Genomic DNA, 20,865 nt, shown 5'->3' on the forward strand with positions numbered 1-20,865 from the left:
ATTCGGCGCCGGCACCCAACCGAGACAAAGGTTCCGCCAAGGAACCGTTCATTACAACGATTGCGCACCTTGCGTGCAGTGGCCGCCGCCTTTCGCTTTTTCCACTCCAAAGCTTTAAGCCATGAAAAAACGCACCCTCTTGGCCATGGTGGCCCTGTCTGCACTGCTGGCAGCCTGCGGCAAGAACGAGTCCGCATCGACCGCCGCCGCGCCGGTTGCCGCCCCCGTGCCGGCAGCCATGACCAAGTTGGTGATCGGCCTGGACGACAACTTCCCGCCCATGGGCTTTCGTGACGACAAGAACGAGATCGTCGGCTTCGACATCGACATGGCGCGTGAAGCCGCCAAGCGCATGAACGTGGAAGTGGACTTCAAGCCCATCGACTGGAGCGCCAAGGAAGCCGAGCTGGTCGGCAAGCGCGTCGACGCGCTGTGGAACGGCCTGACCATCACCGAAGAGCGCAAGAAGAACATCGCCTTCACCGCGCCCTACATGGAGAACCACCAGATCATCATCGTGCGCGCCAACTCCGACATCAAGGACAAGGCCGGCCTGGCAGGCAAGGTCGTGGGCGCGCAGGATGGCAGCTCGGCCGTGGACGCCATCAAGAAGGACGCCGCCGTGGCCGCCAGCTTCAAGGACCTGAAGACCTTCGGCGACAACATCACCGCGCTGATGGACCTGTCGGCCGGCCGCCTGGACGCCGTCGTGGTCGACGAGGTCGTGGGCCGCTTCCACGTGGCCAAGAAGGCTGGCGAGTACCTGGTGCTCGAGGACAACTTCGGCACCGAGGACTACGGCGTGGGCCTGCGCAAGGAAGACACCGAAGTTCTGGGCAAGCTCGAAGCCGCGCTGGCCGAGATGAAGAAGGACGGCAAGGCCGCCGAAATCGCCTCCAAGTGGTTCGGCAAGGACATCATCAAGTAAATCCGGCACACCATGCGACCGGCAAGGCCAGCCTGGCATTGCCGGTCTTTTGCGTTCTGGGACGCACGCGCCCGTGGCTGCCCGGATCCTGCCGATGCCGGCGGGGCCGCGCACCGCACTGAGGCCATTCGATGGAATATGTAATCTCGCTCATGGGGCCGCTGTCCGCCGGCGCCCTGGTCACCCTCAAGCTCTTCGTCATCACCCTGGCGCTGTCCATTCCCCTGGGACTGTCGCTGGCGCTGATGCGCATCTCCCGCTTTCCCGCCCTGAGCCGGCTGGTAGGCGGCTACATCTGGCTGATGCGCGGCACGCCGCTGATGCTGCAGATGCTGTTCATCTACTTCGCGCTGCCCTTCGTGCCCGTGATCGGCGTGCGCCTGCCCGATTTTCCTGCCGCCGTGGTCGCCTTCGCGCTGAACTACGCCGCCTACTTCGCCGAAATCTTCCGCGCGGGCATCCAGTCCGTGGACCGCGGCCAGTACGAGGGTGCCAAGGTGCTGGGCATGAGCTGCGGCCAGACCATGCGCCGCATCATCCTGCCGCAGATGTGGGCGCGCATCATCCCGCCTGTGAGCAACGAAACCATCACCCTCGTCAAGGACACCTCGCTCATCTACGTGCTGGCCCTGAATGACCTGCTGCGCGCCGCGCGCGGCATCGTGCAGCGCGACTTCACCATCACGCCTTTCGTGGTGGCCGCAGGCTTCTATCTGGTCATGACGCTGGTGCTGACCTGGATCTTCCAATACCTAGAAAAACGCCATGCAAAGTATGACGCGTGACACGCGGCACCCCCTGAGGCGCTTCGCGCCTTCCCCCTCTCTCGCTACGCGGGAGGGGGACAACACCCTCGCGGCGGGGCGGCCCTTGCTCGGTGTTTCTGTATGGGGTCACGCCCGTTTTCAAACACAGCGTGTACTACGCCGCGCTCTGGATGATTGAAATGAAACCCGAAACAATGATCAGTGCGCAGAACATCTGCAAGGGCTTTGGCGGTGTGCCGGTGCTGCGCGGCGTTTCGCTGGAGCTGGCGCGCGGCGAGGTGGTGGCCGTCATCGGTCCTTCGGGATCGGGCAAGAGCACGTTCCTGCGCTGCCTCAACCACCTGGAAACCATTGACAGCGGCCGTGTCGCCGTTGAGGGCGAGGTGCTGGTGGACAGCGGCGCGGACGGCCGTGCCCACTACGTGCCCGAGGCGCAGATCCGCCAGATCGGCCGCAAGATGGGCATGGTGTTCCAGTCCTTCAACCTGTTCCCGCACCTCACGGTGCTGGAGAACATCATCGAGGCTCCGATCGTCGTCAAGGGCCTCAAGCGCGAGCAGATCGTGCCCAAGGCCGAGGCGCTGCTCCACAAGGTGGGCCTGCTGGAAAAGCGCGATGCCTATCCCAACCGGCTGTCGGGCGGTCAAAAGCAGCGCGTGGCCATTGCCCGGGCACTGGCCATGGAGCCGGACATCCTGCTGTTCGACGAGCCCACCTCCGCGCTGGACCCGGAGCTGACCGGCGAAGTGCTGCGCACCATGCGCGAGCTGGCCCAGGAGCACATGACCATGCTGGTCGTGACCCACGAGATGGGCTTTGCCCGCGAGGTGGCCAATCGCGTGATCTTCATGGACAAGGGCGAGATCGTCGAGCAAGGCCCGGCGGAAGCCTTTTTTGCAGCGCCGCAGCACGCCCGGACCCAGGCATTTCTGCAGAACATGTTGTAAAAAAACATCTGTCCAGTCCGGATTTTCCCCAGGTCCAGAGAGCGTGCAACGCTTGTGTAGCAAGCGAAGCATGCTCTTTTTTTTATGGCGTTTTCTGCCATGACTTTTTGAGAAACATACACGGATGTATGTTTATCTCAGGGGGTGATGAGCAGGCATCGGCACCTGTCTGCACAATAGCGGGCTTGCCTGCGAACATTTATCGACCGCACCACAGCATGATCCCAACCGCCTCTTTCGTGGAGTTGCGCAACGTCACCTTCGGCTATGGCGAACGTGTGATCCTGCGCGACCTGTCGCTGCAGGTGCCGCGCGGCAAGGTCACGGCCCTGATGGGGGCGTCGGGCGGCGGCAAGACCACGGTGCTTCGCCTGATCGGCGGCCAGCAGCATGCCCAGCAGGGGCAGGTGCTGTTCGATGGCAAGGACGTCACCACCATGGACGCCGCAGGCCTGTACGCCGCGCGCCGGCGCATGGGCATGCTGTTCCAGTTCGGCGCGCTGTTCACCGACATGAGCGTGTTCGACAACGTGGCCTTCCCGCTGCGCGAGCACACCGATCTTCCCGACGAACTGGTCCGCGACATCGTGCTCATGAAGCTGCATGCCGTGGGCCTGCGCGGTGCGCGCGACCTCATGCCCAGCGAGATCTCTGGCGGCATGGCCCGCCGCGTGGCGCTGGCGCGGGCCATTGCGCTGGACCCCGAACTGATCATGTACGACGAGCCCTTCGCCGGGCTGGACCCCATCTCCCTGGGCACCGCCGCCGAGTTGATCCGCGAGCTCAACGACGCCATGGGCCTGACCTCCATCCTCGTGTCCCACGATGTGGAGGAAACCTTCCGTGTGGCAGATCATGTGGTCATTCTGGGCAATGGCGGCGTCGCCGCCCAGGGCTCGCCTGACGAGGTGCGTGCCAACCCCGACCCGTTGGTGCAGCAGTTCATTCATGCTCGGCCCACCGGCCCCGTGCCTTTCCACTACCCCGGCGTGAGCGCCGAGGAAGATTTCGGCAACCCCGCAAGCTCCAGCAAGAGCAACGGCAGGAGGCACGCATGAACCGGTTGCATCCCGCACGCATTGGCGCGGCGGTACGCCAACAGCTGACGCAGCTGGGCATGGGCACGCGCCTGTTCGGCCGCCTGCTCGCCCTCATCGGGCCTGCGCTGGGCCGCCCGCGGCTGATCGGCGACCAGATCCATTTCCTGGGCAACTATTCGCTGGCCATCATTGGCGTGTCCGGCCTGTTTGTCGGTTTCGTGCTGGGCCTGCAGGGCTACTACACGCTGCAGCGCTATGGCTCGGCCGAGGCGCTGGGCCTGCTGGTGGCGCTGTCGCTGGTGCGCGAACTCGGCCCCGTCGTCACGGCGCTGCTGTTTGCCGGCCGTGCCGGCACGGCGCTGACGGCCGAGATCGGCCTGATGAAGGCCGGCGAGCAGTTGTCGGCCATGGAGATGATGGCCGTGGACCCGGTGCGCCGCATCCTGGCGCCGCGCTTCGTGGCGGGCCTGATCGCCATGCCGCTGCTGGCGGCCGTTTTCAGTGCCGTCGGCGTGATCGGCGGCTGGCTGGTGGGCGTGGTCATGATCGGCGTCGATGGCGGCGCCTTCTGGGGCCAGATGCAAAACGGCGTGGACTGGTGGTATGACCTGGGCAACGGCGTTCTCAAGAGCCTGGTGTTCGGCGTGGCGGTGACCTTCATCGCGCTGCTGCAGGGCTATGCAGCCAAGCCCACGCCCGAAGGCGTGTCCCGCGCGACCACGCGCACGGTGGTGATGGCCTCGCTGGCCGTGCTGGGGCTGGACTTCCTGCTCACGGCAACGATGTTCAGCCTTTGACCCGGCACCGGTGCCACCTCTCGCAAAACAAGGAAAAACAAACCATGCAGCAATCCAAGAGTGATGTCTGGGTCGGACTGTTCGTGCTGATCGGCGCTGCGGCGCTGGTGTTCCTGGCGCTGCAGTCGGCCAACCTGCTGAGCCTGAACTTCCAGAAGACCTATACGCTGACCGCGCGCTTCGACAACATCGGCGGACTCAAGCCCAAGGCAGCCGTGCGCAGCGCGGGCGTTGTCGTGGGCCGCGTGGAATCCATCACCTTCGACGACAAGGTCTTTCAGGCCAGCGTGACCATGGCCCTGGAAAACCGCTACGCCTTTCCCAAGGACAGCTCTCTGAAGATCCTGACCAGCGGCCTGCTCGGCGACCAGTACATCGGCATCGAGGCCGGTGCAGATGACCACAATCTCAAGGATGGCGACCGCGTCGTCGCAACCCAGTCGGCCGTTGTGCTGGAAAATCTGATCGGACAGTTCCTCTACGGCAAGGCCGAGCAGGGTGGCAGCTCCGGTGCAGGAGGCAAAGAATGACAACCAACCACCATGAACAGGCGACTGCGGGTCGCCCTGCCGCCCAGGCAGCCTCCTGGCAGCGCGCAGCCATGCTCGGCACGCTGGCCGCCGCTTCGCTGCTCGCCGGCTGCGCCACCGCGCCGGGCGAGGCCCGCAATCCCCAGGACCCGTTCGAGCCGTTCAACCGCAGCGTCTACTCGTTCAACGACGGCCTGGACCGTGCCGTCCTGAAGCCGGTGGCCACGGCCTACCGCGACGTCACTCCGCGTCTGGCCCGCGATGGGGTGAGCAACTTCTTCTCCAACCTCAGCGATGTCTGGTCCTTCGTGAACAACGCGCTGCAGGGCCAGGCCGAAGGCGCCTACAACTCCGTCGTGCGGTTCTCGGTCAATACGGTCTTCGGCCTGGGCGGCTTGCTCGACATCGCCAGCGAGGCCGGCATCGAGCGCCAAAAGCAGGACTTCGGCCAGACCCTGGGTCGCTGGGGCGTGCCCACCGGGCCGTACCTGGTGCTGCCGCTCCTGGGTCCGTCCACGGTGCGTGACACTGCGGCTCTTCCGGTGGATGCCTGGGGCAACCCCATGTCGGCGATCAACGACATCCCGGTGCGCAACAGCCTGTATGTGCTGCGACTGGTGGATACACGTGCCCGCCTGCTCAATGCCTCCGACACGCTGGACTCCGTCGCGCTCGACCGCTACAGCCTGACGCGCGATGTCTACCTGAACCTGCGGCGTGGCAAGTCCGGCGATGACGGCCGCATCGAGGACTACGACGACGATGCCGGCAAGCTGCCGCCCGAAGACGGCGCGAAGTAAGCAGTTCGTAACATCCCGAGATGAAAAACGGCCGCTGCCTGACATGGCGCGGCCGGGAAAATGTGCAATATCAACCCGGTCCGGGGCATGAGGCCCTGCTGGGAAAGGAAGAGTGATGATCAATCGACGTGCCTGGAGCGCTGCAGCTGCAGCCATGCTGGCCCTGGGAACCCTTGGCGCGGCACTGCCGGCCCGCGCAGCCGGCGAGACCCCCGATGCGCTGATCAAGCGTGTCTCCACCGACGTGCTGGAAACCATCAAGAAGGACCCCTCGCTGCGCGAGGGCGATGTCTCCAAGGTCAATGCGCTGGTCAATGACAAGGTCATGCCGTATGTGAATTTCCGCCGCATGACCTCCGCTTCGGTGGGTCCGGCCTGGCGCCAGGCGACGCCTGCGCAGCGCGAGAAGCTGGAGACCGAGTTCAAGGCCCTGCTGATCCGTACCTATTCGGGCGCGCTGACCCAGGTCAGCAACCAGACCATCAACGTCAAGCCCCTGCGCGCGGCAGCCGGCGACACCGATGTGCTGGTGCGCACCGAGGTGCTGGGCCGCGGCGAGCCCGTGCAGCTGGACTACCGGCTCGAGAAGTCCGGTGACGGCTGGAAGATCTACAACCTGAACGTGCTGGGCGTGTGGCTGGTGGAAACCTACCGCAACCAGTTCAGCCAGGAAATCAATGCTCGCGGCATCGACGGCCTGATCGAGACCCTGGCCACGCGCAGCAAGATGCCGGCCACGCCGCCCTCCAAGGGCTGACAGCCGCTGACGCACGCGCCATGCTGCAGCTCCCCCGTGAACTGACCTACCGCCAGGCGCGCAGCTGCCTTGTGCAGCTGCAGCCCCAGGTGCAGGCCTTCGATGGCGCCCAGGTGCGCGTCGATGCCAGCGGCGTCGAGGTCTTCGACTCGGCCGCCCTGGCCGTGCTGCTGGCCTGCCGCCGCACCGCGAAGGCGGCCGACAAGCAATTGGTGGTCGTGGGCCTGCCGCAGGGCCTGCAGTCCATGGCGGCGCTGTACGGCGTCGACGGGCTGCTGACCGACGCATCCTCCCCCTCCTGAGCCGGCGCAGCGCGCCGCTGCAAAGAGCCCTGCAAGGCAGGTTTGGCTGCAAGGGCCTAGAATCGCGCCTCGCATGTCTGCCGTCTCATTCCAATCCATCTCCAAGACCTACCAGACCCCCAAGGGGGCCTTCCAGGCGCTCAACCACGTGAGTCTGGACATCGAGGAGGGCGAGTTCTTCGGCCTGCTCGGTCCCAATGGCGCTGGCAAGACCACGATGATCAGCATCCTGGCCGGCCTGTCGCGCGCCACCAGCGGCCGCGTGCTGGTCCAGGGCAGCGACGTGCATGCCGACTACTCGGCTGCCCGGCGCAAGCTGGGCATCGTGCCGCAGGAGCTGGTCTTCGATCCCTTCTTCAACGTGCGCGAGGCGCTGCGCTTTCAGTCCGGCTATTTCGGCGTCAAGAACAATGACGACTGGATCGACGAGCTGCTGCACAGCCTGGGGCTGACCGACAAGGCCAACTCCAACATGCGCCAGCTGTCCGGCGGCATGAAGCGCCGCGTGCTGGTGGCCCAGGCCTTGGTGCACAAGCCGCCCATCATCGTGCTGGACGAGCCCACGGCCGGCGTGGACGTGGAGCTGCGCCAGACGCTGTGGCATTTCATCGCGCGCCTGAACCGCGAAGGCCATACCGTGCTGCTCACCACCCATTACCTGGAAGAGGCCGAGGCGCTGTGCAGCCGCGTGGCCATGCTCAAGCAGGGCAACATCGTCAAGCTCTCGACCATGTCGGATCTGCTCAAGTCCGCCTCCTCCAACGTGCTGCAGTTCAAGACCGATACCGCCTTGCCGCCGGCCCTGGCCGCGCGGGCACGGGTGACCGGCCGCATCGTGCAGATACCCGCCAACGACGCCAGCGATGTGGAGCGCCTGCTCGCCGCGCTGCGCGAGGGCTCCGTCGTCCCCGAGGACGTGGAAATCCGCCGTGCCGATCTGGAGGATGTCTTCATTCACGTGATGAACGAGCAAGGCCAGACCTCGCAGGGAGCTTCGGCATGAACGGCTGGCAGACCTTGCTCAAGAAGGAAGTGCTGCGTTTCTGGAAGGTCAGCTTCCAGACCGTGGCCGCACCCGTGCTCACGGCCGTGCTCTATCTGCTGATCTTCGGCCATGTGCTGGAAGGCCGGGTGCTGGTCTACGACCGCATCAGCTACACGGCCTTCCTGATCCCCGGACTGGTGATGATGAGCGTGCTGCAGAACGCCTTCGCCAACAGCTCCTCCAGCCTGGTGCAGAGCAAGATCATGGGCTCCATGGTCTTCGTGCTGCTCACGCCGCTGTCGCACTGGGCGTGGTTTGGCGCCTACGTGGGCGCTTCGGTGCTGCGTGGGCTGCTGGTGGGCGTGGGCGTTTTCATCGTCACGCTGTACTTCGCCATTCCCGAATTCACGGCGCCGCTGTGGATTCTGGTCTTCGGCCTGCTGGGCGCGGCGCTGCTGGGCACGCTGGGCGTGATTGCCGGCCTGTGGGCGGACAAGTTCGACCAGATGGCGGCCTTCCAGAACTTCCTGATCATGCCCATGACGTTCCTGTCGGGCGTGTTCTATTCCATCCAGTCGCTGCCGCCTTTTTGGCAAAAAGTCAGCCATCTGAACCCGTTTTTCTACATGATCGACGGCTTCCGCTACGGCTTCTTCGGCCAGAGCGACGTGTCGCCCTGGGTCAGCCTGGCCATCGTCGGCTCGGCCTGGCTGGCGGTGAGCGCCCTGGCCGTGCACCTGCTGCGCATCGGCTACAAGATCCGCGGCTGAGGTTTTTCCACAGGCTGCGGCGGGCGCTGTGCCCGCATTGTTGAATCCACCCATGAACAGGCGGCCGGCGCCCGGCGCCGCCGCCAACCAAGGCCATGCCACGATGCATGGCAGGAAAGCTTCCCCCCATGACTGCAGACCAACTCAAGGAACTGATCGCCACCGGCCTGCCTTGCGAACACATTGCGCTGGAAGGTGATGGACGGCACTGGTTTGCCACCATCGTCTCGGCCCAATTCGAGGGCCAGCGACTGCTGCAGCGCCAGCGCCTGGTCTACGCCACGCTGGGCCAGCGCATGCACACCGACGAGGTCCATGCCCTGTCCATGAAGACCTATACGCCCGCCGAGTGGGCTGCCCAGGCCGGCCAGGCCTGAGCCAGCGGTCAGGCACTTCAGACTCCTGCTGCACCGGTCGCCACGGCCCGTGCGGCATCTTCTTTTCCCCGATTTCCAGATTCAAGGCTGTCAGCCATGGACAAACTCCTGATTCGCGGTGGCCGAGCGCTGCATGGCGAGGTGACGGTCTCCGGCGCCAAGAATGCCGCCTTGCCCGAACTGTGCGCCGCGCTGCTGTCGTCCGAGCCCGTCACCCTGCGCAATGTGCCGCGCCTGCAGGACGTGGCCACCATGCTCAAGCTCATCCGCAACATGGGTGTCAGCGCCGAGCACGATGACAGCGGCACCGTGCGCATCAACGCCGGCTCTCTGTCCAACCCCGAGGCACCCTACGAACTGGTCAAGACCATGCGCGCCTCGGTCCTGGCCCTGGGCCCGCTGCTGGCACGATTCGGCCAGGCCCGCGTGTCGTTGCCCGGCGGCTGCGCCATCGGCTCGCGGCCCGTGGACCAGCACATCAAGGGCCTGCAGGCCATGGGCGCCGAGATCGTTGTCGAGAACGGCTACATGAACGCGTGCCTGCCCGGGCATCTCAAGCGCCTGCAGGGCGCCCGCATCACCACCGACATGGTGACCGTCACTGGCACCGAGAACTTCCTGATGGCCGCCGTGCTGGCCGAAGGCGAGACCGTGCTGGAAAACGCCGCCATGGAGCCAGAGATCGGCGACCTGGCCGAAATGCTCATCAAGATGGGCGCAAAGATCGAAGGCCATGGCACCGGCCGCATCGTCATCCAGGGCGTGGAGCGCCTGAGCGGCTGCGAGCACCAGGTGGTGGCCGACCGCATCGAGGCCGGCACCTTTCTGTGCGCCGTGGCCGCAACGGGCGGCAATGCGCTGCTGCGCAATGGCCGCGCCGACCATCTGGGCGCCGTCATCGACAAGCTCAAGGATGCGGGCGCCGAGGTGTCCGCCGAGGACGGCGGCATCCGCGTGCGCGCGGCCGGCAAGCTCAAGGCCCAGAGTTTTCGCACCACCGAATACCCGGGCTTTCCCACCGACATGCAGGCGCAGTTCATGGCGCTGAACCTGGTGGCCGAAGGCTGCAGCATGGTCACCGAGACCATCTTCGAGAACCGCTTCATGCACGTGGACGAAATGCTGCGCCTGGGCGCGCAGATCACCACCGACGGGCGCGTTGCCACCATCACCGGCAGCCAGTCGCTGTCGGGCGCGGCCGTCATGGCCACCGACCTGCGCGCTTCGGCCAGCCTGGTCATCGCCGGCCTCGTGGCCAAGGGCGAGACCCTGGTCGATCGCATCTATCATCTGGACCGCGGCTACGATCGCATGGAAGACAAGCTGCGCGGCCTGGGTGCCGACATCGAAAGAGTTTCCCAATGACCATCACGATTGCCCTGTCCAAGGGCCGCATCTACGACGAAACCGTGCCGCTGCTGGCCGCTGCCGGCATCTCGGTCAGCGAAGACATTGAAAAGTCGCGCAAGCTGATCTTCGAGACCAACAAGAGCGACGTGCGTGTGGTGCTGGTGCGCGCCTCCGACGTGCCAGTCTATGTGCAGTACGGCGGCGCCGATCTCGGCGTGGCCGGCCTGGACTCGCTGATCGAGCATGGCGCCCAGGGCCTGTACCAGCCCCTGGACCTGAAGATCGCGCGCTGCCGCGTCAGCGTGGCCGTGCGCAACGGCTTCGACTATGCGCTGGCCGTCAAGCAAGGTGCCCGCCTGCGCATCGCCACCAAGTACCCCGAGATCGCGCGCAACTTCTTCGCCACCAAGGGCGTGCACGTGGACATGGTCAAGCTCTACGGCTCCATGGAGCTGGCCCCGCTGACCGGCATGGCCGACGCCATCGTCGACTTGGTGTCCACCGGCAACACGCTCAAGGCCAATGACCTGGTCGAGGTCGAGCCCATCATGGAGATCAGCTCGCGCCTGGTGGTCAACCAGGCGGCGCTCAAACTCAAGCGCGAGCCGCTGCGCCACATCATCGATGCCTTCGCCGAGGCGGTAAATGGCCCTAGGGGCTGAGCCCGGCGATCCGGCGAAGGAGGCGCTTGCGCTGTGTTTCGCCGCGCATGGCCTGCCCTGCGAGGAATACAACGGCTGGCTGCTGCCTGGCGGCCAGGCACCAGGCGTGCTGGCTGATTGGCGCGGTGCCTACCTCGGCCATCCCCTGGTCGGTTCCCTGGCCGTGGTGGTCCGCCTGCCGGACCGGCGCGAGATCATCGAGAATTTCACGGGCCTGGGCGAAGGACTGCAGGGAATGCACGACGCATTCGGCCACTTCGCTGTCAGCGACCTGCATGTGATGCTCTCCGCCCTGTGGACGGCGCGCGATGAGGATGCCGTGCCAGCCGAGGCCTGGCAGGTCCAGGGCCGGCCATGGCAGGCCTATCCGGGTCCCTGGCATCTTCGCAACGATGCCCCGCTGCCCGAAGGCATCACTGAGCGCCTGCAGGCCTTGATCGAGGCCGAGGCGCTGGACAAGGACGAGGACCTGCACTGGTTCCGCTTCTTTGTCGGGCAGAACAATGGTGATTTCACCATTGAAGCGCTCAAGGACAATCAGAAGTGGCCCAGCGCTGAAGCCCTGCTGCGCGACCAGGACTGGCCCCTGCGCGACGGCTACTACGGCGCGCGCCTGTTCTTGATACTGAAGCACGGCTGCGAGACGGCCTGCTAGACCCCAAGGAAACCACAATGGAATATGTAGCTGCCCCTGCCCGCCTGTCGACTGCGGACGCCAACTTCGAACACGATTTTGCGCAGCGCCTGCATTGGTCGGCAGACACGGACGCGGCCATCGAGCAGCGTGTGGCCGACATCCTGGCCGATGTGCAAAAGCGCGGCGATGCGGCCGTGCTGGAGTACACGGCGCGCTTCGACGGATTGCAGGTGGACGGCATGGCAGCGCTGGAGCTGACGCAGGCCGAGCTCAAGGCCGCCTTCGACAGCCTGGGCGACGAGCAGCGCGATGCGCTGACGGCCGCCGCCCAGCGCGTGCGCACCTACCACGAGGCCCAAAAGCGCGCCAGCGGCGAGAGCTGGAGCTACCGCGACGCCGATGGCACCCTGCTGGGCCAGAAGGTCACGCCGCTGGACCGCGTGGGCATCTATGTGCCCGGCGGCAAGGCCGCCTATCCGTCCAGCGTGCTGATGAATGCCATTCCCGCCCACGTGGCTGGCGTGCAGGAAATCATCATGGTCGTGCCCACGCCACGCGGCGAGAAGAACGCCCTGGTGCTGGCGGCTGCCTATGTGGCCGGCGTCACGCGCGGCTTCACCATCGGCGGCGCCCAGGCCGTGGCGGCCCTGGCCTACGGCACGGCCACCATCCCCAAGGTGGACAAGATCACCGGCCCCGGCAATGCCTATGTGGCCAGCGCCAAGAAGCGGGTGTTCGGCACCGTGGGCATCGACATGATTGCCGGCCCCAGTGAAATCCTGGTGCTGGCCGACGGCAGCACGCCGCCCGACTGGGTGGCCATGGACCTGTTCAGCCAGGCCGAGCATGACGAGCTGGCGCAGAGCATCCTGCTGTGCCCCGATGCCGACTACATCGCCGCCGTCCAGCGCGAGATCGACCGCCTGCTGCCCGAGATGCCGCGGCGCGCCATCATTGCCAAGAGCCTGAGCGACCGGGGTGCCCTCATCCTCACGCGCGACATGCAGGAGGCCTGCGCCATCAGCAACCGCATCGCGCCCGAGCACCTGGAGGTCTCCAGCAACGATCCCCACCAGTGGGAGCCGCTGCTGCGCCACGCAGGCGCCATCTTCCTGGGGGCCTACACCAGCGAGAGCCTGGGCGACTACTGCGCCGGCCCCAACCATGTGCTGCCCACCAGCGGCACGGCGCGCTTTTCCTCGCCGCTAGGGGTCTATGACTTCCAGAAGCGGTCCAGCCTCATCGAGGTCAGCGAGCAGGGCGCCCAGACCCTGGGCCGCATCGCCTCGGTGCTGGCACATGGCGAAGGCCTGCAAGGCCATGCGCGTGCGGCCGAAATGCGTTTGAAGTAGACACTCGCTTCCTGTTGGACGAAGGCGCCGTTACCGAAAGGGACGGCGCTTTTTGCTGTCTGAACGCTAGAGCAAGCGTGTCAAGAATTGACACGAAATCAGTGGAGCACGAATTTCGTGTAGACTTGCGCCCTGTGAAGAACCTCACCATCACCGTTGAAGACAGCGTGCTCGAATGGGCCCGCATCGAGGCCGCGCGCCGCGGCACCAGCGTTTCGCGCATGGTGGGCGACTTCATGGCCGAGATGCAGCGCCGCGAGGATGCCTACGAGCGCGCCTACCTGGCCTGGCGCACGGACGAGCGCGGCTGGGACGGCGGTCAGCCGTCATCCACGCAGCCCGCCCAGCGCAGTGCCGCGCTGCGCCGCGAGGGCCAGGCATGAACACCGTCTTTGTCGATACCTCCGTGCTGGTCGCTGCCGAAGACACGGGGCAGGGCGCCTTGCATGCCGCCGTGCTGCAGTGGCTGGACCTGCTGTGGCGCACGCGCAGCGGGCGCACCGGCAGCCAGTCGCTGTGCGAGTTCTATGAACAGGTCACCACGGCCGCCCAGCCTTTGCCGCAGGGCGATGCGCGCGCCGCCATCCGCCGCTACCAGACCTGGACGCCCTGGAAGACCGATGCAGCCACGCTGGAGACCGCCTGGGCCGTGCAATCGCGCCACCAACTGGCCTTTGGCGACTGCTTGGCCGTGGCCTGCGCCCAGCACAGCGGCTGCGAGCAGATGCTGACCCTGCACCTGCCGCACGGCACCCAGTTTGGCGGCGTTGCCATGGTGCATCCGCTGCACCAGGCGCCGCTGCAGCAGCAGGCCTGAGCGGCTTCGCTGATGGATTTCCTCCCCCACCGACTCGTGAAAGTGTGCATGCCATGACAGCTTCCATTCCGCAGGTTCAGGCCCTGGCCCTGGAGCGCATCCGCGCCGATGTCCGCTCCATGCATGCCTACCATGTGCAGCCCTCGCAAGGCCTGCTCAAGATGGACACGATGGAGAACCCCTTCCGCCTGCCCCCTGAATTGCAGGCTGCGCTGGGCGAACGCCTGGGCCGGCTGGAGATCAACCGCTACCCTGGCGAGCGCCAGGAAGTGCTCAAGGACATGCTGGCCCGCTACGCGCAGGCGCCGGTCGGCAGTGCCGTGCTGCTGGGCAATGGCTCGGACGAGATCATCACGCTGCTGGCCCTGGCCTGTGCCCAGCCCCACGCCGAGGGCCGCGCCACCATGCTGGCGCCCATGCCGGGCTTCGTCATGTACCCCATGAGCGCCAGGCTGCAGGGCCTGGATTTCGTGGGCGTCAACCTGACGGCCGACTTCGAGCTGGACGTGCCCGCCATGCGCGCCGCCATTGCCGAGCACCGCCCCGCCATCACCTATGTCGCCTATCCCAACAATCCCACGGCCACGCTCTGGGCCGAGGCCGATGTGCAGGCCGTGATCGACGCGGTCGGCGCCATTGGCGGCCTGGTCGTCATGGACGAGGCCTACCAGCCCTTCGCCCGCCGCAGCTGGGCAGAGAACATGCGCGCCGACCCGGCCCGCAACGCCCATGTGCTGCTGATGCGCACGCTCAGCAAGTTCGGCCTGGCCGGTGCGCGCCTGGGCTACCTGATCGGCCCGGCCGCCATCGTCGGCGAGATCGACAAGGTGCGCCCGCCCTACAACATCAGCGTGCTCAACTGCGAGACGGCCATCTTCGCGTTGGAGCATGAAGCGCTGTATGCGCAGCAGGCCGTGGCCATCCGCGCCGAGCGCCAGCCGCTGATCGATGCGCTGGCCACGCTGCCGGGTGTGGAAAAGATCTGGCCATCCGAGGCCAACATGGTCTTGCTGCGCGTGCGCGATGCCGCGCGCGCCCAGGCCGAGATGAAGGCCCGGGGCGTGCTGGTGAAGAATGTCTCTGCCATGCACCCGCTGCTGGCCAACTGCCTGCGACTGACCGTGGGCACCCACGAAGAAAACGCCCAGATGCTGGCGGCCCTGAAGGAATCCCTATGAGCAATGCAGCTCCCGCACGCACCGCTGAAGTGCAGCGCAACACCGCCGAGACCCGGATCAAGGTCGCCATCAACCTGGACGGCACGGGCAAGGCCAGCCTGCGCTCGGGCATCGGTTTTCTGGACCACATGCTCGACCAGATCGCGCGCCATGGCCTGATCGACCTCGATATCGACTGCGAGGGCGACCTGCACATCGATGGCCACCACACGGTGGAGGACATCGGCATCACCCTGGGCCAGGCCTTTGCCAAGGCCGTGGGCGACAAGAAGGGCATCCGCCGCTACGGCCATGCCTATGTGCCGCTGGACGAGGCCCTGAGCCGCGTGGTCATCGATTTCTCTGGCCGCCCGGGCCTGCACATGGACGTGAAATTCACGGCCGGCAGCATCGGCCAGCTTGACACCCAGCTGGTCTACGAGTTCTTCCAGGGCTTCGTCAACCACGCGGGCGTGACCATGCACATCGACAATCTCAAAGGCTTCAACGCCCACCACCAGTGCGAGACCATCTTCAAGGCCTTCGCACGCGCCCTGCGCTTTGCGCTGGAGCATGACGAGCGCATGGCCGGCGTCATCCCCTCGACCAAGGGCGCTCTGTAAAGAGAAGCGATTGACTCCGGTCAGAGCTTGATCTGACCGGGCAATCCAGCCGAAAATCCGACCGAACACGCGCCACACGCTATGAGTTTGACTGACAACACCGTCGCCGTCGTCGATTACGGCATGGGCAATCTGCGCTCGGTTTCCCAGGCCGTGCGCACGGCCGCCGCCGACTCCGGCTGGCAGGTCGTGGTCACCGCCGATCCCGAGGTGGTGCTGGCCGCCAACCGGGTCGTGCTGCCGGGCCAGGGTGCCATGCCCGACTGCATGCGCGAACTGCGCGAATCCGGCCTGCAGGACGCCGTGCTGCATGCCGCTGCCAACAAGCCCCTGTTCGGCGTCTGCGTGGGCATGCAGATGCTGCTGGACCACAGCGACGAGGGCGATGTGCCTGGCCTGGGCCTGATCCCCGGCAATGTGCGCAAGTTCGATCTGGCGGGCCGCGTCCAGGCCGACGGCAGCCGCTTCAAGGTGCCGCAAATGGGCTGGAACCGCGTGCACCGCAAGCACAATGCCGGGCAGTCCCACCCGCTGTGGCGTGGAATTCCCGAAGACAGCTTCTACTACTTCGTGCACAGTTTCTACGCCGTGGTGCAGCAGCCCCAGCATTGCGCTGCAGAGGCCGACTACGGCGGGCGCTTTGCCTGCGCCATCGCACGCGATAATATTTTCGCCACCCAGTTTCACCCCGAAAAGAGCGCGGACCAGGGCCTGGCCCTGTTCCGCAACTTTCTGGGCTGGAAGCCCTGAACCCTCTTTCCCTCCCCGCACCGGCCGCTGCATCCCAGGCCTTCATTGCTCGCAAACCATCATGCTGCTCATTCCTGCCATCGACCTCAAGGACGGCCACTGCGTACGCCTCATCCAGGGTGATATGGACCAGTCGACCACGTTCGGCGAAGACCCGGCCATCATCGCCCGCCGCTGGCTCGACGCCGGCGCACGCCGCCTGCACCTGGTGGACCTCAATGGCGCGTTTGCGGGCCAGCCCAAGAACCTGTTGGCCATCAAGGCCATCCTCAAAGAGGTGGATGGCCGGATTCCGGTGCAGCTCGGCGGCGGCATCCGTGACCTGGACACCATCGAGAAATACATAGATGCCGGCATCAGCTACGTGATCATCGGCACCGCTGCCGTGAAGAACCCGGGCTTTCTGCAGGACGCCTGCAGCGCCTTCGGCGGCCATGTGATCGTCGGGCTTGATGCCAAGGACGGCAAGGTGGCCATCGACGGCTGGAGCAAGCTCACGGGCCAGGACGTGCACTCGGTGGCCAAGCGCTTCGAGGACTGGGGCGTGGAGTCCATCATCTACACCGACATCGGCCGCGACGGCATGCTCACGGGCATCAACATCGACGCCACCGTCAATCTCGCCCAATCGCTGAAGATTCCCGTCATCGCCTCGGGCGGCCTGGCGGGCATGGCCGACATCGAAGCGCTGTGCAAGGTCGAGGACGAAGGCATCGAAGGCGTGATCTGCGGCCGCGCCATCTACTCGGGCGACCTTGACTTCGCCGCGGCGCAGGCCCGCGCCGACGAGCTCAGGGCCTGAACGGCCTGCGCCTTCCCTGTATCCGCGGGCGCCTGTGCTTCACAGGCGCCCGCGCTGCATTCAGCGCCAGGGCTTCAGGCTTTCTTTACGAGCAGGCGGGCATGGCCTGCCCGGCATTGGTGGCGCGCACGGTCTGCACAAAGGCACCCCAGTAGTTCGGCAGCCCGGCCCAGGGGTTGCCCACGCCGGTGCTGGGCTCGAACTCCAGCTGGGTCACGTAGATCCATCCCGCCTGGTAGCGGGCCGAGGCGGCCGACTGCACGGCCGTCTGCATGGCCGCGCAGCCCGACACGTTGTGCACCAGCGAGGCCTGGTGGCTGTTGGGCAGCCCGTACAGCCAGTCAAAACTCGTCGTGCGCGGATCGTAGGTGGCGTAGGTGGAGCCCTTGCCCTCGAACGTGGTCAGCACATCGGCCACATCGGCATAACCGGCCACGGGCACGAGGCCCGGGTTGCCGATCACGATCAGGTTGGGATTCTTGGCCTTGATGTACTGGTAGATGGTGCGGTAGAAGTCCAGCCGGTTGGTGGTGGCCGCCATCTCGTCAATGAAGAAACCCTTGACCAGGCCCGCGCCGTAGTGCGTGAAATAGTTGTCGATATTGGCCTGGATGCTGGCCAGCGATCGCGTGCCCGTGCCATAGCTGGAGCTCACATAGCCCACCAGCTGCCCGCCCGCGTTGGCAAAAGCGGTGGCGGCGCGCGTGATGTTCGCGTCCGGGCCACTGAAAATGCCGTTGGCCGGATTCAGGATGGCCGTCATCTGCACGGTCGGATTCGCCTGTGCGCTGGCCGTCAGCGCATTCCAGGCCGTGGCTCCCGAGCCGGTGGGATAGAAGTACGTGGGCACCAGCACCCGTAGCGGTGCAGGTGCAGGACGCAGATAGAAGGTCTGGGAAGCGCTGCCCGTGCGGCCTGCCACGGTGGCGCTGGCCTGCACCTGCTGGCGGCCCGGCGTGGCGCCGGTCAGCGAAGCTGTTGCCACGCCGGAGCTTGTCAGCGCCGAGGTGCTGACGCCTGTGGCTGCGCTGAAGCTCACCACGGTTCCATCGGCGGCATTCACGCCATCGGCCAGAACACTTGTGCGCAGGGTCAGTGCCGAGCCTGCAGTCACCACATCCCTGGCGGCAGGGGCCGTCCATTGCACAGTGACCGAGGTCACTCCGGGCTGGCCGGTGCCGCCGTCACCCCCATTACCGCCATTGCCACCGCCAGCGTTGCTGTCACCACCGCCGCCTCCGCCGCAGGAGGCCACCGAGGCGGCCAGGGCGAGCATGCCGAGTCGCAGGACAAGAGGAGAGGGAGCGTGAGAGCGTTGCATGACAGAGGAGGGCTGAGCGGGGGAAAGGCTATATTCAAGCATGAAAGTTACATCTTCCTTTCCCGCAGTAACAGCTTTACCTGCGGCCGCGCAAGCTCCCGGCGCCTGCGCTGATGCATGGCAGGGCCTGCCCGCCATCCGCCTGCGCCTGGCCTGCGGCGATACCGCCCTGGTGGCCTTGCAGGGCGCGCAGCTGCTGTCCTGGCAGGCAGGTGGCGAGGAGCAACTGTTCCTGAGCCCTCATGCCGCCCATGACGGCCACACACCCATACGCGGCGGTATTCCGGTCTGCTTTCCCCAATTCAACCAACGCGGCCCGCTGGTCAAGCACGGCTTTGCGCGCACCCTGCCGTGGCAGGCTGATGCAGCACAGGCCGAGGTTCTTGCCGACGATGGCTTGTTCCTGCGGCTCAAGCTCGCCGACACGCCGCAGACGCGCGCTGTCTGGCCGCATTCCTTCGAGACCTGGCTGGAGGTGACGCTGTTGCCTGGCCGGCTTGACGTGGACCTGGTGGTGCACAACCGGGGCGACATGCCTTTGGCCTTCACTGCCGCCTTGCACAGCTACCTGCGCGTGGCGGACGTGGAGCAATGCCGGTTGCAAGGCCTCGATGGCCTGCCCTACTGGGATGCCGTGGCCGACACCCACCCCACGCAGCAAGGCGACGTGCGCTTTGGCGAAGAGCTCGATCGTGTTTATCCTCGGCCCGGGAAGACCATGGAGCTGGACGCTCCTGCCGGAGGCTTGCGCATCTCGCAGGATGCTGCCTGGAGCGAGACCGTGGTCTGGAACCCCGGTCCTGCGCTGTGTGCCCGCCTGGCCGACATGCCGCCACAAGGGTGGCAGCAGATGCTGTGCGTGGAGGCCGCCGCCATCGATGCGCCCGTGCATGTGGCGCCCGGCGCGCATTGGCGCGCGGCGCAGCGTTTGCACAAGCGGTAGTCCGGCACCCGTTCTTGAACGAAAAAAGCGCCTGTGAACAGGCGCTTTTTTCATGGGTTCGTGAGCCGGGTCAGCGGCGCTGCATGCGTTGTGCCGACTGCGCAGGGCGCAGGCCCGGGGTGATCTGCAGCTCCACGGGGCCTTCGCCACGGCGCACATCGAATTTCGCAGCCTCGCCGGGCTTGAGCGCGGCCACGGCGGTCAGCAGCTCGGACACATTGCGGATGGGCTTGTCGCCCACCTGCACGATCACATCGCCCGGTCGCATGCCGGCCTGGGCCGCGGGGCCCGCCTGCAGCACGCCGGTGATGATCACGCCGGAGTCGGCTTTCACGCCAAAGGTCTCGGCCAGTTCCGGCGACAGTTCATTGGGCTCCACGCCGATCCAGCCGCGCACCACGCGGCCGTCCTTGACGATGCCGTCCAGCACCAGCTTGGCCGTGGACACGGGAATCGCAAAGCCGATGCCCATGCTGCCACCCGAGCGTGAATAGATGGCGGTATTGATGCCCAGCAGATTGCCGCTGGCGTCCACCAGTGCGCCGCCCGAATTGCCGGGGTTGATGGCGGCGTCGGTCTGGATGAAGTTCTCGAAGGTATTGATGCCCAGCTGACTGCGGCCCAGTGCGCTGACGATGCCGCTGGTCACCGTCTGGCCCACGCCGAAGGGGTTGCCGATGGCCAGCACGCGGTCGCCCACGTCGATCTGGTCGGAATTGCCCAGAACGATGACGGGCAGCTTGTCCAGGGCGATCTTGAGCACGGCCAGGTCGGTCTCGGGATCGGTGCCGATCACCTGGGCCTTGGCCTGGCGGCTGTCGGTCAGCGTGACCTCGATGTCGTCCGCACCCTCGACCACGTGGTTGTTGGTCAGGATGTAGCCGTCGGTGCTGATGATCACGCCGCTGCCCAGGCCCGCCTGCTCCTGCGTGCCCTGGTCGCCGAAGAAGAACTGGAACCACGGATCGTTGCTGCGCGGATGGCGCACCGCCTTGCTGGTGTTGATGCTCACCACGGCCGGCGCTGCCTTCTTGGCCGCAGGTGCAAAGCTGCCGGGGCTGACTTCTCCGACGGGCGTGGCCGGCGCCTCCAGCAACGCGATGCCGGCATTGCTGCGCACGGCTCCACGGCGCAGCCAGTCCGGCTGCAGGGTGGCGACGACAAAGTAGGCAGCCACCAGGATGGTGACCGCCTGCGAAAACAGCAGCCAGGTGCGTTTCATGAAGTGTGGTGTTCTGTGCGGGAGTACAAGGCCTCATTGTGAGGCATGTCGTACACAGGGCGGTGGTGGGCGCGTTCGCTGGGGCGCTGGGTGATCGATGAATCACCGGACAACCGACATTGCTATATCGGGATGTGCCGATTTTTGCCTTTTCCTGAAGCGCTGAAGGGCGTGTCAATTTTTTTGTTGCGCCATTTGAAATGGGACAAGTCTTATTTAAATTGGCTTG

The 20,865-nt window shown here is 65.8% G+C and carries 25 protein-coding genes; 23 read left to right on the forward strand and 2 right to left on the reverse strand.

Going from position 1 to position 20,865, the window contains the following annotated elements; genetic code table 11:
• Positions 1-121 precede the first annotated feature (121 nt).
• The 22 genes from KDK82_RS01175 (at position 122) to hisA (ending at position 17,150) form a co-directional block, all read left to right on the forward strand.
• Positions 122-928: an amino acid ABC transporter substrate-binding protein gene (locus KDK82_RS01175; protein WP_012207337.1), complete on the forward strand. Its 807-nt coding sequence runs from the start codon at positions 122-124 to the stop codon at positions 926-928.
• Between the two features lie 131 nt (positions 929-1,059).
• Complete coding sequence (locus tag KDK82_RS01180; RefSeq protein ID WP_088163834.1) at positions 1,060-1,713, forward strand: amino acid ABC transporter permease; 654 nt, start codon at positions 1,060-1,062, stop codon at positions 1,711-1,713.
• Positions 1,714-1,889: 176 nt separating this feature from the next.
• Positions 1,890-2,642, forward strand: coding sequence for an amino acid ABC transporter ATP-binding protein (locus tag KDK82_RS01185; RefSeq protein ID WP_034347627.1), 753 nt, complete (start codon positions 1,890-1,892; stop codon positions 2,640-2,642).
• Between the two features lie 218 nt (positions 2,643-2,860).
• Entirely contained in the window at positions 2,861-3,700 is an 840-nt protein-coding gene (locus KDK82_RS01190; RefSeq protein WP_088163836.1) for an ABC transporter ATP-binding protein, read from the forward strand.
• Entirely contained in the window at positions 3,697-4,479 is a 783-nt protein-coding gene (gene mlaE / locus KDK82_RS01195) for a lipid asymmetry maintenance ABC transporter permease subunit MlaE (RefSeq protein ID WP_034396964.1), read from the forward strand. Before KDK82_RS01190 ends, mlaE begins: the two co-directional genes overlap by 4 nt.
• A 44-nt stretch (positions 4,480-4,523) precedes the next feature.
• On the forward strand, positions 4,524-5,009 hold the full coding sequence (gene mlaD / locus KDK82_RS01200; protein WP_012207332.1) for an outer membrane lipid asymmetry maintenance protein MlaD: 486 nt from the start codon (positions 4,524-4,526) through the stop codon (positions 5,007-5,009).
• The gene (locus KDK82_RS01205; protein WP_034396962.1) at positions 5,006-5,809 is read left to right on the forward strand and encodes a VacJ family lipoprotein; all 804 of its coding nucleotides are present in this window, start codon (positions 5,006-5,008) and stop codon (positions 5,807-5,809) included. The genes mlaD and KDK82_RS01205 overlap by 4 nt, the downstream gene beginning before the upstream one ends.
• 115 nt (positions 5,810-5,924) lie before the next feature.
• On the forward strand, positions 5,925-6,566 hold the full coding sequence (locus tag KDK82_RS01210) for a phospholipid-binding protein MlaC (protein WP_088163838.1): 642 nt from the start codon (positions 5,925-5,927) through the stop codon (positions 6,564-6,566).
• 20 nt (positions 6,567-6,586) lie between these two features.
• A complete protein-coding gene (locus KDK82_RS01215) occupies positions 6,587-6,868 on the forward strand; it encodes a lipid asymmetry maintenance protein MlaB (RefSeq protein ID WP_034396961.1) in 282 nt (93 codons plus the stop codon).
• A 73-nt stretch (positions 6,869-6,941) separates the two neighbouring features.
• Positions 6,942-7,871 (forward strand): ABC transporter ATP-binding protein, encoded by a 930-nt coding sequence (locus KDK82_RS01220; RefSeq protein ID WP_017405469.1) that lies wholly within the window; start codon positions 6,942-6,944, stop codon positions 7,869-7,871.
• Positions 7,868-8,623, forward strand: a complete 756-nt coding sequence (locus tag KDK82_RS01225; RefSeq protein ID WP_012207327.1) for an ABC transporter permease — start codon at positions 7,868-7,870, stop codon at positions 8,621-8,623. Before KDK82_RS01220 ends, KDK82_RS01225 begins: the two co-directional genes overlap by 4 nt.
• A 128-nt stretch (positions 8,624-8,751) precedes the next feature.
• Positions 8,752-9,000, forward strand: coding sequence for a BolA family protein (locus KDK82_RS01230; RefSeq protein WP_012207326.1), 249 nt, complete (start codon positions 8,752-8,754; stop codon positions 8,998-9,000).
• 96 nt (positions 9,001-9,096) lie between these two features.
• On the forward strand, positions 9,097-10,365 hold the full coding sequence (murA, locus tag KDK82_RS01235) for a UDP-N-acetylglucosamine 1-carboxyvinyltransferase (RefSeq protein ID WP_088163839.1): 1,269 nt from the start codon (positions 9,097-9,099) through the stop codon (positions 10,363-10,365).
• The gene (gene hisG / locus KDK82_RS01240) at positions 10,362-11,012 is read left to right on the forward strand and encodes an ATP phosphoribosyltransferase (RefSeq protein ID WP_012207324.1); all 651 of its coding nucleotides are present in this window, start codon (positions 10,362-10,364) and stop codon (positions 11,010-11,012) included. Before murA ends, hisG begins: the two co-directional genes overlap by 4 nt.
• On the forward strand, positions 10,996-11,667 hold the full coding sequence (locus KDK82_RS01245; RefSeq protein ID WP_088163840.1) for a DUF6348 family protein: 672 nt from the start codon (positions 10,996-10,998) through the stop codon (positions 11,665-11,667). Before hisG ends, KDK82_RS01245 begins: the two co-directional genes overlap by 17 nt.
• 17 nt (positions 11,668-11,684) lie before the next feature.
• Positions 11,685-13,001, forward strand: a complete 1,317-nt coding sequence (gene hisD / locus KDK82_RS01250; protein WP_013800800.1) for a histidinol dehydrogenase — start codon at positions 11,685-11,687, stop codon at positions 12,999-13,001.
• Between the two features lie 134 nt (positions 13,002-13,135).
• Complete coding sequence (locus tag KDK82_RS01255) at positions 13,136-13,384, forward strand: DUF6364 family protein (RefSeq protein WP_017405472.1); 249 nt, start codon at positions 13,136-13,138, stop codon at positions 13,382-13,384.
• On the forward strand, positions 13,381-13,818 hold the full coding sequence (locus tag KDK82_RS01260; protein WP_088163841.1) for a PIN domain-containing protein: 438 nt from the start codon (positions 13,381-13,383) through the stop codon (positions 13,816-13,818). Before KDK82_RS01255 ends, KDK82_RS01260 begins: the two co-directional genes overlap by 4 nt.
• A 53-nt stretch (positions 13,819-13,871) precedes the next feature.
• Positions 13,872-14,996, forward strand: coding sequence for a histidinol-phosphate transaminase (gene hisC, locus KDK82_RS01265; RefSeq protein WP_088163842.1), 1,125 nt, complete (start codon positions 13,872-13,874; stop codon positions 14,994-14,996).
• A complete protein-coding gene (gene hisB / locus KDK82_RS01270; protein ID WP_012207318.1) occupies positions 14,993-15,598 on the forward strand; it encodes an imidazoleglycerol-phosphate dehydratase HisB in 606 nt (201 codons plus the stop codon). Before hisC ends, hisB begins: the two co-directional genes overlap by 4 nt.
• Before the next feature lie 81 nt (positions 15,599-15,679).
• Complete coding sequence (hisH, locus tag KDK82_RS01275) at positions 15,680-16,348, forward strand: imidazole glycerol phosphate synthase subunit HisH (RefSeq protein WP_013800802.1); 669 nt, start codon at positions 15,680-15,682, stop codon at positions 16,346-16,348.
• Positions 16,349-16,409: 61 nt separating this feature from the next.
• Complete coding sequence (gene hisA, locus KDK82_RS01280) at positions 16,410-17,150, forward strand: 1-(5-phosphoribosyl)-5-[(5-phosphoribosylamino)methylideneamino]imidazole-4-carboxamide isomerase (RefSeq protein WP_088163843.1); 741 nt, start codon at positions 16,410-16,412, stop codon at positions 17,148-17,150.
• Between the two features lie 85 nt (positions 17,151-17,235).
• On the opposite strand, the gene KDK82_RS01285 is transcribed toward hisA, so the two are convergent.
• Positions 17,236-18,426, reverse strand: a complete 1,191-nt coding sequence (locus KDK82_RS01285; protein WP_088163844.1) for a spherulation-specific family 4 protein — start codon at positions 18,424-18,426, stop codon at positions 17,236-17,238.
• A gap of 85 nt (positions 18,427-18,511) precedes the next feature.
• Here KDK82_RS01285 and KDK82_RS01290 point away from each other — a divergent pair, with 85 nt between their 5' ends.
• Complete coding sequence (locus KDK82_RS01290) at positions 18,512-19,414, forward strand: D-hexose-6-phosphate mutarotase (RefSeq protein WP_088163845.1); 903 nt, start codon at positions 18,512-18,514, stop codon at positions 19,412-19,414.
• A 70-nt stretch (positions 19,415-19,484) separates the two neighbouring features.
• Here KDK82_RS01290 and KDK82_RS01295 read toward each other — a convergent pair whose 3' ends face one another.
• Positions 19,485-20,636: a S1C family serine protease gene (locus tag KDK82_RS01295; protein ID WP_012207313.1), complete on the reverse strand. Its 1,152-nt coding sequence runs from the start codon at positions 20,634-20,636 to the stop codon at positions 19,485-19,487.
• Positions 20,637-20,865 lie beyond the last annotated feature (229 nt).

It is taken from the genome of Delftia sp. K82 (assembly GCF_002193035.1).
In the GTDB taxonomy this organism is placed as follows: Bacteria; Pseudomonadota; Gammaproteobacteria; order Burkholderiales; family Burkholderiaceae_C; genus Comamonas; species Comamonas acidovorans.